16 protein-coding genes and 1 tRNA gene are annotated in these 14,012 nt (G+C 60.1%); 7 read left to right on the forward strand and 10 right to left on the reverse strand.

Annotation, left to right across the window (positions count from 1 at the left end; all coding sequences use genetic code 11):
- Positions 1-9: 9 nt before the first annotated feature.
- Positions 10-618, reverse strand: a complete 609-nt coding sequence (locus tag QP363_RS08230; RefSeq protein ID WP_201829587.1) for a uracil-DNA glycosylase — start codon at positions 616-618, stop codon at positions 10-12.
- A gap of 35 nt (positions 619-653) precedes the next feature.
- Positions 654-1,619, reverse strand: coding sequence for a thiamine-phosphate kinase (locus QP363_RS08235; protein ID WP_141754766.1), 966 nt, complete (start codon positions 1,617-1,619; stop codon positions 654-656).
- Positions 1,620-1,709: 90 nt separating this feature from the next.
- Here QP363_RS08235 and QP363_RS08240 point away from each other — a divergent pair, with 90 nt between their 5' ends.
- Positions 1,710-2,624 (forward strand): DUF3515 domain-containing protein, encoded by a 915-nt coding sequence (locus QP363_RS08240; protein WP_284763935.1) that lies wholly within the window; start codon positions 1,710-1,712, stop codon positions 2,622-2,624.
- Between the two features lie 29 nt (positions 2,625-2,653).
- Here QP363_RS08240 and QP363_RS08245 read toward each other — a convergent pair whose 3' ends face one another.
- Together QP363_RS08245 and QP363_RS08250 are read right to left on the reverse strand one after the other, a co-directional pair.
- Entirely contained in the window at positions 2,654-3,724 is a 1,071-nt protein-coding gene (locus QP363_RS08245) for a D-alanine--D-alanine ligase family protein (protein ID WP_070718575.1), read from the reverse strand.
- 21 nt (positions 3,725-3,745) lie between these two features.
- Positions 3,746-4,744: an NAD(P)H-dependent glycerol-3-phosphate dehydrogenase gene (locus tag QP363_RS08250; RefSeq protein WP_070643396.1), complete on the reverse strand. Its 999-nt coding sequence runs from the start codon at positions 4,742-4,744 to the stop codon at positions 3,746-3,748.
- A 148-nt stretch (positions 4,745-4,892) separates the two neighbouring features.
- Here QP363_RS08250 and QP363_RS08255 point away from each other — a divergent pair, with 148 nt between their 5' ends.
- Positions 4,893-5,891 carry a bifunctional NUDIX hydrolase/histidine phosphatase family protein gene (locus tag QP363_RS08255; RefSeq protein WP_070730312.1) on the forward strand — a complete coding sequence of 333 codons (999 nt, stop codon included), beginning with the start codon at positions 4,893-4,895 and terminating at the stop codon, positions 5,889-5,891.
- 49 nt (positions 5,892-5,940) lie between these two features.
- Here the strand turns inward: QP363_RS08255 and QP363_RS08260 are convergent, their stop codons facing one another.
- The 3 genes from QP363_RS08260 to leuC form a co-directional block, all read right to left on the reverse strand.
- Positions 5,941-6,840: an EI24 domain-containing protein gene (locus QP363_RS08260; protein WP_070730314.1), complete on the reverse strand. Its 900-nt coding sequence runs from the start codon at positions 6,838-6,840 to the stop codon at positions 5,941-5,943.
- A gap of 75 nt (positions 6,841-6,915) precedes the next feature.
- The gene (leuD, locus tag QP363_RS08265) at positions 6,916-7,506 is read right to left on the reverse strand and encodes a 3-isopropylmalate dehydratase small subunit (RefSeq protein ID WP_070710587.1); all 591 of its coding nucleotides are present in this window, start codon (positions 7,504-7,506) and stop codon (positions 6,916-6,918) included.
- A gap of 16 nt (positions 7,507-7,522) precedes the next feature.
- On the reverse strand, positions 7,523-8,965 hold the full coding sequence (leuC, locus tag QP363_RS08270; protein WP_284763943.1) for a 3-isopropylmalate dehydratase large subunit: 1,443 nt from the start codon (positions 8,963-8,965) through the stop codon (positions 7,523-7,525).
- Positions 8,966-9,013: 48 nt separating this feature from the next.
- Between leuC and QP363_RS08275 the strand changes: the two genes are divergently transcribed.
- Positions 9,014-9,727 (forward strand): IclR family transcriptional regulator, encoded by a 714-nt coding sequence (locus QP363_RS08275; protein WP_284763946.1) that lies wholly within the window; start codon positions 9,014-9,016, stop codon positions 9,725-9,727.
- Between the two features lie 43 nt (positions 9,728-9,770).
- On the opposite strand, the gene QP363_RS08280 is transcribed toward QP363_RS08275, so the two are convergent.
- Positions 9,771-10,574 carry a hypothetical protein gene (locus QP363_RS08280; protein WP_083276436.1) on the reverse strand — a complete coding sequence of 268 codons (804 nt, stop codon included), beginning with the start codon at positions 10,572-10,574 and terminating at the stop codon, positions 9,771-9,773.
- Between the two features lie 169 nt (positions 10,575-10,743).
- On the opposite strand from QP363_RS08280, the gene QP363_RS08285 reads away from it, so the two are divergent.
- Entirely contained in the window at positions 10,744-11,034 is a 291-nt protein-coding gene (locus tag QP363_RS08285; protein ID WP_084739021.1) for a hypothetical protein, read from the forward strand.
- 116 nt (positions 11,035-11,150) lie between these two features.
- Positions 11,151-11,858, forward strand: coding sequence for a hypothetical protein (locus QP363_RS08290; protein ID WP_246815725.1), 708 nt, complete (start codon positions 11,151-11,153; stop codon positions 11,856-11,858).
- Positions 11,859-11,952: 94 nt separating this feature from the next.
- On the opposite strand, the gene QP363_RS08295 is transcribed toward QP363_RS08290, so the two are convergent.
- Positions 11,953-12,025, reverse strand: a tRNA-Glu gene (locus tag QP363_RS08295).
- A 637-nt stretch (positions 12,026-12,662) separates the two neighbouring features.
- On the opposite strand from QP363_RS08295, the gene QP363_RS08300 reads away from it, so the two are divergent.
- Together QP363_RS08300 and QP363_RS08305 are read left to right on the forward strand one after the other, a co-directional pair.
- The gene (locus QP363_RS08300) at positions 12,663-13,067 is read left to right on the forward strand and encodes a hypothetical protein (RefSeq protein WP_284763951.1); all 405 of its coding nucleotides are present in this window, start codon (positions 12,663-12,665) and stop codon (positions 13,065-13,067) included.
- The gene (locus QP363_RS08305; protein ID WP_070445025.1) at positions 13,060-13,389 is read left to right on the forward strand and encodes a transcriptional regulator; all 330 of its coding nucleotides are present in this window, start codon (positions 13,060-13,062) and stop codon (positions 13,387-13,389) included. Before QP363_RS08300 ends, QP363_RS08305 begins: the two co-directional genes overlap by 8 nt.
- Here QP363_RS08305 and QP363_RS08310 read toward each other — a convergent pair.
- Complete coding sequence (locus QP363_RS08310) at positions 13,384-13,935, reverse strand: alpha/beta hydrolase (protein ID WP_284763955.1); 552 nt, start codon at positions 13,933-13,935, stop codon at positions 13,384-13,386. The two genes, QP363_RS08305 and QP363_RS08310, sit on opposite strands and share 6 nt — an antisense overlap.
- Between the last annotated feature and the right edge of the window lie 77 nt (positions 13,936-14,012).

Genomic DNA, 14,012 nt, shown 5'->3' on the forward strand with positions numbered 1-14,012 from the left:
CTGGCTAGTCTACAAGCGCCAGTCCACCGCGGGGACGCCACGGGCCTCTAAAGCCGCATTGGCCCGGGAAAAGGGACGCGACCCGAAGAATCCACGCCGCGCTGACAGCGGCGAAGGATGCGGGGAGGTAATGCACTCTGTACCGGGCAGGAAAGCTTGGCAGGCTTGGGCATCGCGGCCCCATAGAATGGCCACGATATCGCGCCCCGCCAGTGCTCTGATGGCGGCCTCGGTAATCGCTTCCCACCCGAGCCTGCGGTGTGAACCGGCCTGGCCCGGGGCCACGGTAAGCACTCGGTTGAGCAGCAGCACTCCTTGCTCAAACCAGGCCCGTAGATCACCATCAGCGCGGCCGGGGATGCCGAGGTCGTCGCCAAGCTCGGCGTAGATATTCTTCAACGAACGCGGGGCCGGCACGCCCGATCGCGTGGAGAAGGACAAACCCATGGCATGCCCCGGCGTGGGATAGGGGTCCTGGCCCACGATGAGCACCCGCACGTCCTCGAGCGGCATAGACAGGGCGGCGAATACATTCTCGGCGGGCGGCAGGAACTCTGCGCCAATCTCGCGCTCAATGCGTGGAAGGTTTTCCTCCAGTGCCTGCCGGATGTAAGGCATCCACGAGTAGTGAATGTGAGAGGTATCAATGTGGCTCACGCGAATCCCTCCCAGCCCTCGCTATAGCGCGGCTCCTCTCCGTCAATGGTCACGCCGCTACCGCGCATCACCCGACCAATTTCCCGGAAACCGGAGGGAGGGGCCTTGTACGTGGTAGCCAACAGCGTGTGGTCCTCGCCGCCGGTTAAGACCCATTCCCAAGGATCGATATCGAGCACCGCGCCGGCGGCAGCCAGCAGCGGGTCAGGGGCAATCGCTCCACGGTCAAGGTCGATGTGCACCCCGGAACGCCCAGCTAAGTGTCCTATATCGCGCACGAGGCCATCCGAGTTATCCGTCATCGAGGTCGAACCGGTTGCCCGCGCGATGACACCACGCCCCGGGGTGAGGGAGGGAGCGCAGTGGGCGTCGACCAAAGGCCAGAATTCTTCTAACTCCGGCGGCAATGCGCGGCCATAGCGTTGCAACAGTGCCAGGCCCGCCCCGGAATACCCAATCTTGCCGTGTGCTACCAACTTCTGGCCCGCCCGGGCACCATCCAGAGTCAGCGCTGCACCACTTCCACCCAGGGAGCCTAACGCCGTGACGTTGATGACCAAGCTCTCACTGCGGGTCAGATCTCCGCCTACGAGCTCCGCGTTATATACCGCGCAGCGCTCAGCGATACCCTGCGCAATCCCCCGCACGAAGTCCACCGAGGTATCTCCCGGGGCGGCAATCGCCAGCAATGCCGCTGTAGGGCGCGCGCCCATTGCCTCAATATCCGCGAAGTTGCGCACAATGGCTTTCTGTCCGATCTCCGCGGCGGTGGACCAGTCCCGCCGGAAGTGCCGACCTTCCACCATCATGTCTGTCGCGGCCACCGTGCGCGAATTGGGTGCCGCCGGGTACAGCACTGCCGCATCGTCGCCGTTGAGCGCGCTCGGGGCTGCAGTGACAATCTCATGGATAACGTGCCGTTCACCGGCTTGATCGAGGGTATGGGACAAACCCACCGTCACGGACTCCTTTTCCTTGCGCGGGCTACACGCCACTCGTGCGCGCCGTCCGCGTTCGTTCTTCTCGGGCTATCAGCGATAGGATAAGCCCCTATGGATACCCAATTTAACCGCACCGCTATTTACATCTCACTCGGGATCTCCATCGCGATGGTCTTCGCGGTGATTTTTGGTGCCAAATACGTATTCACCAGCGCCGCGCAACAGCCAGTGGCGCTGCCTCCCACTCCCTCTAAGGCAGCGGACTCCCCCGAGTGTGCCGCTGTCGTCGATGCGCTGCCGGACAAGCTCATGGGTTACCCGCGCGTCGACTTGGTCGATCCTGCCCCGGCGGGCGCCGCCGCGTGGGCAAAGAACTCGGAGGACAAAGTAACGCTGCGCTGTGGTGTTGACCTGCCGCAGCAGTTTACCGACTACTCCCACACCGTCGAGTCCGACGGCGAATCGTGGCTACAGGTCCTCGACGCCACCCCCGGCTCCACCCTCTCGACGTGGTACAGCACCAAGCACACCCCCGCCATCGCGGTGACAACCTCCTCGGAGGAGGCCCATGATGACGCTCCAGAGGGGCTAGAAGCAGCCTTCCAGCAACTAGAAAAGAAGGCACAGAAGGCCAACCCAGCGCCGCTATCGCAGCTCAAGGCTGGACCGGATTCCATGTGTCCCGCTCTAGAAGAGGCCCTGCCGGAAACACTTGCAGAGGGCTATACGCGCCGCGCGGATGTGGGAGATAAGAACACCTGGGTTTATAGCGCACCGGGTCAGGAAGAGATTGTCGTGCGCTGCGGCGTGGCCTCTCCGGAGAACTACCGAGCAGGTGTTCAGCTCCAGCAGGTCAACGACGTCCCGTGGTTCGAAGACACCACGCTGGCGGAGGGCACCACGGCCGGCACATGGTTCGCGCTCGGCCGGGCGGAGGACCTCGCGTTGTCTGCCCCACAGGATGCTGCGAATTCCGCGCTGGTGCGGCTTAGCGACGCCCTCGTGGCAGCCACTCCCTCCCAGTAGGTGTGAGAGGCGCGGCCTACATCGTCACCCTAGGAACGCGCGAGGGCCGTCTGAATAAGGGTGTCGAGCAGCTCGGCATAACCTACCCCTTCCGCAGCAAAGACCTGCGGGTACATAGAAATCGGGGTGAAGCCGGGGAAGGTATTCACTTCGTTGATGCAGTAGGAATCATCACTGACGAAGAAATCCACGCGCGATAGGCCCGAGGCACCCAGCGCCCGGAAAGCCTCAATAGCGCGCTGTCGAAGTTCGGCGGTCAGCTCCTCACTCAACGGAGCAGGAATTGCTGCCGAGACGCCCTCGTCGATGTACTTGGCATCGAAATCATAAAAGCCTTCCTCAGACTCCGTGGTGCCCAAGAGCTTGGCGGGGACAGAGGCCTGGAGGCTGCCGTCGGGGCGTTCAAGAACTCCCACCTCCACCTCGGCGCCGCTGATTTCTGGTTCGATGAGGACCTTGTCATCGGATTCATAGGCCAGGGTTAGTGCTGCTTCAAGGTCTTCCCATGCGGAGACCTTGGACACACCGATGGAGGATCCGCCCCGCGCCGGCTTCACAAAGACGGGCAGGCCAAGGCGTTCCTTTTGGGCGTCATTAAGCGTGGCTTCCCCTGTGAGTACTTCTTGCGGCGCTACCGGAAGGCCTTCCGCGACCAGAAGCTTCTTGGTGAACTCCTTGTCCATTCCCACAGCCGAAGCCAATACGCCTGCGCCGACGTAGGGAATCCCGGAAAGTTCAAAGAGGCCCTGCACTGTGCCGTCTTCCCCATAGGGGCCGTGCAGAACTGGGACGATGACATCGACCTCTGTGTAGTGCTCGTGGCGGGTGACATTGTGGATGCGCCCACGCGTGGCAGGGTTGAGGGATAACGCCAGCTCATCGTGCAGTTCTACTTCGGGCAGCCGCCCGTCAACAATGTCGAGTCCCGCGCGGTTGCCCTGCGTCCAGGTGCCTTCCCGCGTGATGCCAATGGGCACGACTTCATACTTTTCCGGATCAAGGTGCTCCATGATTGCGCCGGCGGAAATGCACGACACCGAATGCTCGGAGCTGCGACCGCCGTACACAACGGCAACGCGCACAGGTTTCGCTTCAGTCATACCGAGCAACTTTACTCGGCTTTACTCAGCTTTCTTGGTGCGACCCATCAGAGCAACAATCATGTCGTCGACAGTCACCCCGCGGTGGCACACACCGTAGACCGCTTGGGTAATCGGCATCTCTACGTCTGCGCGCTGCGCCAACCGAAAGATGGAATCAGATGAGATAACGCCTTCCGCAACCTGCCCGTTGGTGGCGGCAGTTGCTTCCTCCAGCGTGCCACCCTGGCCGAGGCGATACCCAAAGGTGCGGTTACGCGACAGTGTCGAACTGCACGTCGCCACGAGGTCTCCCATGCCTGCTAGACCAGAGAAGGTGAACGGGTCCGCTCCCAGCTTCACTCCTAGGCGAGTAATCTCCGCGAGCCCGCGCGTGATGATGGTGGCCATGGTGTTGTTGCCTAACCCCTTACCCGCCGCCATGCCGCAGGCAAGTGCAATCACGTTTTTGCAGGCGCCGCCGATCTCCGCGCCGATGACATCGGTGTTGGTATAGGGCCGAAAATACGGTGCTGCGGCGGCATGTTGCACGGCCTCGGCACGGGCAGCATCGCTGCAGGCAATCACCGTGGCTGCTGGTTGCTCCTGGGCCACCTCCTTGGCTAGGTTGGGCCCAGAGAGGACCGCGATACGGTCGGAGGAGACACCGGCGGCGTCTGCGATAACTTCGCTCATTAGGTTGAGTGTGGCCTTCTCCACGCCTTTAGAGATCGACACCAAGGTCGCGTCCTCAGGCAAGAGTGGCGCCCACTTTTCCAGGTTTCCGCGCAGCGTCTGGGAGGGAACGCCGAAGATCACAATATCCGCGGCCTGCAGCGTTGTTGCCGGCTCTGTGGAGGCCTTAATCGACTCAGGAAGCGGGAGTTCTGGGAGGTAATCCGGATTCTCGTGGCGCGTGTTGATGGCATTCGCCAATTCCTCGCGGCGCGCCCACAAGCGGACGTCGTTGCCGGCGTCAGCAAAGACTTTTGCCAGCGTGGTTCCCCACGAGCCTGCCCCCATTACTGCCACGTTTGCCATGTGCCACCTCACTCTAGATTCCTCTGCATTGGCTTTTCCCATTAAAGCACGCCTGGCATTCCTGCACGCTCGGCGCGTAAGGCTGCATCGCGACGGCGAGTGGAGGAAGATAGAGAAGGTTGAAAGCTACCGGCGCAAAAGGAGCAGCATGCCCAAGGCAAAGAACATGCACGAGACGGACAAAGACATTCGCTCGGAAGTCTTCATTTCCGGACGCCACCAGGAGATCCCCGTCGATCCGGCAGAAGAATTCAAGCGCACGACGCTTGCCGCCGGCGCGGTTCTCTGGCGTGGCGACCCGCACGATCCGGAGGTTGCACTTATCCACCGCCCCCACTATGACGATTGGTCGCTGCCCAAGGGCAAGGTCGATCCGGGCGAATCGCTCCCCGCGACCGCCGCGCGCGAGATCTTCGAGGAAACCGGTTACTCCGTGCGCCTAGGCAAGCTCATCGGCAAGGTGGCCTACCCGGTGCAAGGCCGCACGAAGGTGGTCTACTACTGGCTGGCCCGTGTACTCGACGGTGAGTACACCCCGAATGAAGAGACCGATGAGCTGCGTTGGATGAAGATCGCCGAGGCCAGCTCATTACTCTCCTACGACGTTGATGCCCAGGTGCTAGGCAAGGCACACAAGCGTCTGCGCCTTGCGCCTACGACCCGCGTTCTTTATGTGCGCCATGCACGCGCACACCAGCGCCGCTCGTGGGAAGGCGATGATGACCTGCGCCCGCTGGATAAAAAGGGGCGCCGCCAAGCGGAGATGCTCGTGCCGATGCTCACGCCATTTCATCCGACCGCCATTTATAGCGCTCCGCCGCAGCGTTGCCAGCACACCGCTGCCCGGCTGGCCGATGAACTCGGCATGGACATCGCCGTGAATAAAGCATTCGGCGATGATGTCTTTGCTGAATCGCCCGACGACGCACGCGCCGCCTTCCAGCGCGTGGTCGACGGCGGCGGTGTTCCGGTTATCGTCAGCCAAGGGCTGACCATCCCCGGCATCATCGAGTCCTACGCGCCGAAGTTCCTTAAAAAGTCGATCGATGAGCTCAAGTTCAAGAAGGCTTCGGTATGGGTTCTTTCCTTCAACGACGGTGAGCTTACCGGGGCGGACTACTTGGCTAGCCCGCTTCCTGTGCGCTAAGTACGGCATCGCCGCCGTCTCTCAGGAACTTCAGTGCTGCCCTGCTGTCTTATTCCCACCGCGCTGCAGGGCGGCGCTGCATAGCGCGAGTGAAAAGGACCATCCCGAGCGCCCAGATCGGATAGGCGGCAAGGAAGCCGACTATGGGAATAAAGACAAGCAAGCTCGCGATGAGGGAGCAGACCAAGATAAAGAGCAGCGACTGCCCTAGATTCTCCATGACCAGGTTGAGGGCCTCTCGGAAGCAGTCCATGAGAGGCTTATCAGGGTTATCCGCCTTAATCACGGGCGCAGGCCACAGAAGCGCAAAGAGAATCAGACCAGGGAAGCCGCCCGCAATAGATCCGAGCATTACCAAAATAAAGAAGCAGGCATAGACGCCGGCGCAACCACTCAGCTGGGCAAACCTGAAGTAGTCGCGGAAGGTGACCTTCTCCCCATCTGCGATCTTCCGGGAACCATTAAAGAGGTTCGCCATCAGCCAGAAAAGATAAGCGAAGGCCACTAGCCCCATGACAACCATGAGCGGGATCCCCACGGTAGGTACCAAAGGCTCAATGTCCGTGCCGCTTTCTTCCATTGCTGCGAAGATACCGCCTACAGCGGTACTCGGAACAAGAAGAAGAGCAAAAGTGATGATCAAATGCACCAGCATGGCCAACATCCCTGGCACAGGCTGCTTCAGGTAGCCCTTGAATGATTGGCCCACAATATCCATGGCGTCGATGGGTTGGGCGGGAGCCCCGCCTGGTGGATTTCCAGCCCAGGCACCAGGCTGGCGCGCCCCGTAGCTGCCGGACTGCTGGTAACCGTAGTTCCCTGGCTGTTGATAGCCATACCCCTGATAGCCATACCCCGCGGTGTCGTGATTGTCATAGCTGCCATACCCGCCGGCGCCGCCGAACTGATTGCCGCTGTCCCCGCTAGAGCTTTGATAAGGATTGCTCATGCCGAGGATGTTAACGCCGATATGTGTCCGGCGCCACAGGAGGCGGGGAATGCTCCCACGCCTCCATTGCTCACGTTAAGATGCTACGACGCGGGGCTTGAACGCGGGGCGCGCGGATTCGAAAGCCTCGATATCGGCCTCATTGCGCAGGGTCAGGCCAATATCATCGAGCCCCTCCATAAGGCGCCAGCGAGTGTAATCATCGATCTCAAAGGTGTAGCTGTTGCCGCCGACGCTAACCGTGCGCGCTTCCAGATCCACGGTGGTCTCGGTCTCGCCGGCCTCCAACTGTTTCCAGATGAGCTCGATGTCTTCTTGTTCCATGAGCCCCGTCAGCAGGCCAGCCTTTCCGGAATTGCCGCGGAAAATATCGGCGAAGCGTGAAGAAAACACCGCCTTGAATCCATACTCGGCAAGCGCCCATACTGCGTGCTCACGGGAGGACCCGGTACCAAAGTCCGGCCCCGCGAAAAGCACAGAGCCTTCCCTGAACGGTTCCTCGTTGAGAATGAAGTGCTCGTCGCTGCGCCAGTTAGAAAACAGACCGTCGGCAAAGCCGGTGCGTTTAACGGACTTCAGGTAGCGCGCCGGAATAATCTGGTCAGTGTCCACATTGGATACTCGCAGCGGAACGCCGATGCCAGTATGAGTAACGAATTTCTCCATTGTCTTCTCCCTTTCCTTAAGCGCCGGCCACGGCGGCATCGTCGATATCTGCTGGTGCGGCCAGGTGACCCAAGACTGCTGTCGCCGCGGCAACGGCCGGGGACACTAGGTGGGTACGGCCACCGGGGCCCTGGCGGCCCTCAAAGTTGCGGTTGCTTGTCGACGCCGAGCGCTCCCCCGGCTTCAGCTGGTCTGGGTTCATACCCAGGCACATCGAGCAACCAGCGGTGCGCCATTCAGCGCCAAAATCAGTGAAAATCTTATCCAGGCCTTCTTCTTCGGCCTGCGCCTTCACCACGGCGGAAGAGGGAACCACCATCATGCGGGTATCAGCCGCGATACTGCGCCCTTTGACTACCTCAGCGGCTGCGCGCAGGTCTTCGATGCGAGCGTTCGTGCAGGATCCCAGGAAGACAGTGTCGATCTGGATATCGCGAAGCGGCGTGCCAGGCTCCAGGTCCATGTACGCCAAGGCCTTCTCGACTGCAGCCTTCTCACCGTCGTCACCGCACTCCTCCGGGTCGGGCACCACAGCGCTCAGCGGCAGCCCCTGTCCCGGGTTCGTGCCCCAAGTGACAAACGGGGTGAGGGCGGAGCCGTCGATCTCCACGACGGTATCGAACTCGGCGCCCTCATCGGTCGGCAGCGTCTTCCAGTAGTCAACCGCTGCGTCCCAGTCTTCGCCCTGCGGGGCGAACTCGCGGCCCTTGACGTACTCAAAGGTGGTTTCATCCGGAGCCACCATGCCAGCGCGGGCACCAGCCTCGATGGACATGTTGCAGATCGTCATGCGCGCTTCCATTGACATTTTGCGAATGGCCTCGCCGCGGTACTCGATAATGTGGCCCTGGCCGCCGCCGGTGCCAATCTTGGCGATGATAGCCAGAATCAAGTCCTTGGCCGAAACGCCTTCCGCCAGCTCTCCGCTAACCTCGATAGCCATGGTCTTGAAAGGCTTGAGCGAAAGCGTCTGGGTGGCCATGACGTGCTCAACCTCGGAGGTACCGATGCCCATGGCGATGGAGCCGAAGGCGCCATGCGTCGAGGTGTGCGAGTCACCACACACAATGGTCATGCCAGGCTGGGTAATTCCTAGCTGCGGGCCTACGGTGTGAACGATGCCTTGCTGAGCATCACCCATCGAATGCAAGCGCACACCGAACTCTTCACAGTTCTTGCGCAGGGTAGATACCTGCGTGCGGGAGACCTCATCTTTAATTTCTAAAAGGTTGCCGGTCTTAATTCCGACGGTGGGCACGTTATGATCTTCAGTAGCCAGGTGTAGCTCAGGGTAACGCATAGCGCGACCGGCCAAGCGAAGGCCGTCGAAAGCCTGGGGGCTGGTAACTTCGTGCAGGAGCTGGAAGTCAATGTAGATAAGATCGGGCTCGCCGCCCTCGCCCTTGCGCACAACGTGGTCGCGCCATACCTTCTCTGCGAGTGTCAGTTTCTCAGTCATGTATCTCTCCACTTGAAATCTCAATTAATGGGACGTAGATTTCATTATATGGGAGAGTATACCGCAGTATCAGGAATTAAGGTATTGGATCGCGCAGTAGCCATCATGATGGCCGCAACCAACCGCCCCTCCACGCTCAATGAACTGTGTGAGACCACCGGCCTACCCCGGGCAACCGCACACCGTCTCGCCACAGCGCTCGAGGCACACCGGATCCTTACCCGCACGCCCGACGGTAAGTGGGGTGCGGGTCCCGCCCTTCCCGGCAACCGGGATCGAATCATCGAGACCGCCGGCCCCATCATGGAGGAGCTTCTCGACGCCACTGGCGAATCCGTCCAGCTATACGAACTCTCGGGAACCACCCGCACCTGCATTGCCACGCGCGAGCCAGAAATTGGACTACACAACGTGGTCCCTGTAGGCCGCCAGCTCCCGCTCACCTCTGGCTCCGCCGCTAGAATCTTCGCAGCTTTTGCCGATGTACACGTTGAGGATGCCATTTTCAGCGAGCACGATGTCGAACTCGCACGCACCAACGGTTATTCCGAATCCATCGAGGAACGCGAGTCCAACCTCGCCTCCATCTCCGCACCAGTTTTCGACGGCGCCGGAAACTTCATCGCCGCGCTCTCCATTTCTGGTTCGGCCGAGCGCTTCCGTCCCTCCCCAGCGGAGAAATTTGCGGATGTACTGGTCAGCGCTTCCAACCGGCTGAGCGCCGCCCTTTCCAACAGCGCACCGAACAATGGCAACCGCTAAGACCGCCGACGGCTAGGCCTGCAAACTCCGCCCCCAGATACCTCTAAATACTCAAACCAAAATACATTGCGAGGCCACGCAGTCCTTCTGGGCCCGCGCTGCTTGTCGAGGACAACGCCTCACCCTTTTCCTGCGCCACCCGGATTGGATTTCCTGGTTCCCGGTTGGGACGTCGCGGTACCCAACCTTGGTGCGGCAAGCGCGCCAGTTCATCCGCGTGTGGCATCCGTGCATAGTTTGAGAAAATTACCGTCCGGCCTTCTCGATTGGTCTGGGTAATCCCCTGGTAAATACCCACCACACCTGGCTGCCCTGGAACGGAGACTGCTCCACCGCTATCCCCTGGTGCCAGCGACACGTCGACCGCATAGTTCATTCCAGGAAAGAGGCCTGGCCCCCGCACCGCAGTACCGCATTGACGCGACGTGGCCTGCCCGTCGAAGCACACAGCTGCCCCTTCGCCTGGGACCGGCGCCATGCCATCCCCTGTCAGGGGGTTTCCGGCCGAGTACGTTCCGCCGGCGAACTGAATATAGGCCAAGTCATGCCCTGCCGCCCCAGAAGGCTTGAACCAACGCAAGGTTCCTACGTGCTGGCCCGCTTCGTTATACATCTGCTCCCCGTTGAGACCGCAGTGGGCCGAGGTCCACGCCCGGCTGGCCTCCACATAACCGACACTACACAAGGTGCCATCAGCAGCAGCAACCTTTTGCCCCTGCCTCACCGGCACACCCTCGGCAGCCGTTGCGGGGGTAGCAAGAGCAATGGCTAGCGAGCATGCACCAACCACAGAACCAAGGCCGGAAGCAAAAAGCGAAAGGCGACGCTGAGGAGACTTATTCATCATACTTTCACTCTAGCCTGTTTCACCCCACATACACCTCACGCCCCGCACGTCACTCTACTAACACCCCCTAGCACCCCCCCACTAATGAAATTGAGTTGAAAACACGCTTTACTGACAGTGACAGCTACTGAAAACTGATTGAAAATCCCCAGCCTTTCAAGGAGGAGTCATGACCCACACCATTCACGACGAGCACACGCACACCCACGGCGAAGGCTGTGGCCACGTCGCATTCCCGCACGACGATCAGACTGACTACGCCCACGATGGCCACATCCACCGCGAGCATGAAGGCCACTGGGACGAGTGCGAGACATCCGAGCACACCGTTCACGAGGGCCACGACCACGAGCACGGCGAAGGCTGCGGCCACGTAGCCGTCCCGCACGGCGATCACGTGGACTACCTGCACGATGGCCACCGCCACGCAGCGCATGATGGCCACTGGGATTGCCACTAAGAGCACTCCGGATTCCGTTTTTCTGAGCTGCCTAGCCCGCGCCCACGATGCCGGGCTTGGGCAGCTCTCCCCGTTTTCTCCAGCGCATCTCGGCACATCCCGTTAGGGTGGAACTTATGACTTCCACGCGCACCCTCCGACCCGTCGCAGCTTTTGCAGCCATAGCCACCGCCGGTGTTTTAACGGTTGGATGCTCCACGTCATCCGACATGGCAGCATCGTCAGGCCCGGGCGAAGTATCGGGTGAGCCAACTTTCGAGAACACATACCCAGCCTTTCAGCCGCTCAATGATGACGCTGAACTTCACGTTCCCAACTCCGCCGACGAAGGAGCCCCATCCGGCCCCGAACCGACATTGCCCGGCACCGCAGCCGATCAGCCTGGGGGCCAGCCTCAACAGCCGGATACTCAAGCGCAGAGTGTGCAAGGGGCCCAACCAGGCGCAGGCCAGCACCAGACCGCTCAGGCTGCAAAGATGTCCACCTACAATAGCCTCTCCGGACAGCTTCCCCAAGGCGAAGCCAACGGTGCAGCAGTCAACGTTCACGGCACACCCGCCACGGTGTGCCAGATGGGCGATGGCTATAACATCGCCTTCGTCATGGCCGGCGCAAACACTAGTTGCGATTTTGCGCGCTCCACAGCCGGCCGCTTGATGACCTTAGCCCCAAGCTCCCAGGATGACCTCCGCGCCTATATCCCCGCACAGGTAACCGTCAACAGCTCGGTCACACAGCAGAACTACTCATTGACGTGCAACATTGATGAGCACGAGGTGATTCGCTGCACGGGCGGTAATAACGCTGAAGTCCTCATTGTCTAGACTCCAGACCGCTAACCCATAACCCGATCAGATAACCCATAACCCGATCAGGAAAGAGGGCGACAGCTATATCGCTTGTCGCCCTCTTTATTTGTACCCCGTACGGGATTTGAACCCGTGTTACCGGCGTGAGAGGCCGGCGTCCTAGGCCGCTAGACGAACGGGGCTCGCTTAGCTGTCCGTTTCGGACTTGCTAAACACTATAGGATCCCCGAAAGATTGCACAAATCGGCAGGTAACGGACCCTTTTTACACAGATAAAATCCCGAACCTCGTTGCCACTTATGGCTGCGATGTAAACTTCGACTCTCAAGGCCTAGGTGCGGATCGAATCAGTGGTTATTCCGCTGGCGTGCCGTTGGCTGCTGGGGCCGGAGCACTAGTTAGTCATCGCTGGAGGTTCGGGAGGACACGTGCGCTAACAGCATGCGATGCAAGGCTCCTACTTCGCTCGAGTGTTGGCTTTAAGAAGTTGTGGATTATGGCGATGCCGCCTTGTATTATCTGCTAGAGTCGCGTCGGCGATAGTGATGATTTTCAACTTCCGCCATCCGCTCTCCTTTCTGTCGGGAATGCGTTGTACCTGCAGTGTATGGCCAGAAAAGGCATACCGGTAGGACTTAGACCAATTGGCCACTGGTCCACCCCCTGGTACTCCACCGCCCCTCCCGTCCACCTCGCCGAAGATGCACACCGGTATGGGGTAAAACCAGACCACTCAGATGTCACGAGAAGCCACGCCCCTTTACTTGCATCTAGTGCAAGCGTTACACTTGCACTAGATGCAAGTAAAGGAGGCACATCATGAACAGCGACCTTAAAGTCATTGGAGAGGTTCAACAGCGCACAGCTTGGAAGCAGAGCGGGTGGGCGGTAGCACTTGTAGCGCTCGGCATCGGCAGTAGCCTCGCATTCTCTAAGCTGTCGTGGTGGTACACCCTCGCAATCCTCATACCGACCTTCATTCTCGGCTACCTCCTCAAGGACAAAATCGCGAACCCTTTTGTTCGCCCCAATCCCAACAAGGGGCCAAGGAACGATCGCGCCACGTGGTCACGCGTACTGCTTCCCGCTGCAATGATTTTCTCCACCACGCCGACACCTGATACATGGCCATGGATGATCACCAGCGGGGTCGTCGTTTCAGCAGCGACGGCTTGGATGCTGTACGAGAACCGCAACGCGGCAATAAAGGGCGCCAGTGTCTAGGGAAGCGCCCAACCAATCCTCTGAGCTGGATCCAGTTATCCACCCGATTAACCGCCTCAGAATCTGTGCCACGCTCTACTCCGCCGGTGCCACCGACGGTCGGCAAATGAAGTACAGCACGCTCGCCGAGTTGACCGAGCTACCCGCCGATACACTTTCCAAGCAGTTAAAGCACCTCGAAGACCGCGGCTATATTAGCCGCGCCCGAGAGTACGGTTCTACCCGCGCTAAGGACACTGTGTGGGTCACGCTTACTGAGGCAGGCACACAAGCTTACGTGCAGCACGTGGAGGCGCTCAAAGCCATGACTGGGGGCTTATAGGTTGCGCAGCCATTGCGCTATGCGATTCCCCAGCTGTGGAAACTCGGTATAGCCGTCGCTCTCAAGGAAGTGTCCAGCGTCGTGGATGGTGATGGGTGCGGCCGAGAGGGCGTCGGCAAGCTGCTGCGTGAGGGAAGGGTCCACCAGGACATCGTCCGTAGACACGAAGACCTCTATGTGAGCGATGTGGGGTTTGACAGCAGGCACGTCGACGTGGGCCTGGCCAATAAATTCGTCAAGCTCTGGGATGACACGAAGCTTCTCCACAAACCCAGAGACAATGAAGAGCCCAGGAAGCTCCCACTCGCCCTCCAATGCCGTGAGATAGTGCAGCACCGCGGTGCCGCCCAGGCTATGCGTGATGATGCAAGTATTAGCGTTTGGACGCTCAATATCGTTGCGAATCGCCTCTACCCACTCATCGAGCTTCGGAGCGTTCGGTTCCGGCAGCGCGATGGTGTGAACGGTGTGGCCATCGGCGGTCAGCAGGCGCTCTAGCCACGGGAACCAGTGACTGTCAGGGCTGGCTTGGTATCCATGAACAATGGCTTAAGGGACATTTCGTGTGGATAAACCGATACGGATTCCTGGGGCAGCCTGGGATAATGCGGTGATCTTGATTT

The sequence above is a fragment of the Corynebacterium sp. UMB6689 genome, from assembly GCF_030215295.1.
Classification (GTDB): Bacteria; Actinomycetota; Actinomycetes; order Mycobacteriales; family Mycobacteriaceae; genus Corynebacterium; species Corynebacterium aurimucosum.

What these genes read in the sequence shown, in the direction of transcription:
- QP363_RS08260 (WP_070730314.1), bottom strand. Translation starts at nt 6,840, where the DNA reads ATGAGCAATCCTTATCAAAGCTCTAGCGGGGACAGCGGCAATCAGTTC.
- QP363_RS08285 (WP_084739021.1), top strand. Translation starts at nt 10,744, where the DNA reads ATGACCCACACCATTCACGACGAGCACACGCACACCCACGGCGAAGGC.
- QP363_RS08290 (WP_246815725.1), top strand. Translation starts at nt 11,151, where the DNA reads ATGACTTCCACGCGCACCCTCCGACCCGTCGCAGCTTTTGCAGCCATA.
- QP363_RS08245 (WP_070718575.1), bottom strand. Translation starts at nt 3,724, where the DNA reads ATGACTGAAGCGAAACCTGTGCGCGTTGCCGTTGTGTACGGCGGTCGC.
- QP363_RS08255 (WP_070730312.1), top strand. Translation starts at nt 4,893, where the DNA reads ATGCCCAAGGCAAAGAACATGCACGAGACGGACAAAGACATTCGCTCG.
- QP363_RS08240 (WP_284763935.1), top strand. Translation starts at nt 1,710, where the DNA reads ATGGATACCCAATTTAACCGCACCGCTATTTACATCTCACTCGGGATC.
- QP363_RS08300 (WP_284763951.1), top strand. Translation starts at nt 12,663, where the DNA reads ATGAACAGCGACCTTAAAGTCATTGGAGAGGTTCAACAGCGCACAGCT.
- leuC (WP_284763943.1), bottom strand. Translation starts at nt 8,965, where the DNA reads ATGACTGAGAAACTGACACTCGCAGAGAAGGTATGGCGCGACCACGTT.
- leuD (WP_070710587.1), bottom strand. Translation starts at nt 7,506, where the DNA reads ATGGAGAAATTCGTTACTCATACTGGCATCGGCGTTCCGCTGCGAGTA.
- QP363_RS08275 (WP_284763946.1), top strand. Translation starts at nt 9,014, where the DNA reads ATGGGAGAGTATACCGCAGTATCAGGAATTAAGGTATTGGATCGCGCA.
- QP363_RS08250 (WP_070643396.1), bottom strand. Translation starts at nt 4,744, where the DNA reads ATGGCAAACGTGGCAGTAATGGGGGCAGGCTCGTGGGGAACCACGCTG.
- QP363_RS08230 (WP_201829587.1), bottom strand. Translation starts at nt 618, where the DNA reads ATGCCTTACATCCGGCAGGCACTGGAGGAAAACCTTCCACGCATTGAG.
- QP363_RS08280 (WP_083276436.1), bottom strand. Translation starts at nt 10,574, where the DNA reads ATGATGAATAAGTCTCCTCAGCGTCGCCTTTCGCTTTTTGCTTCCGGC.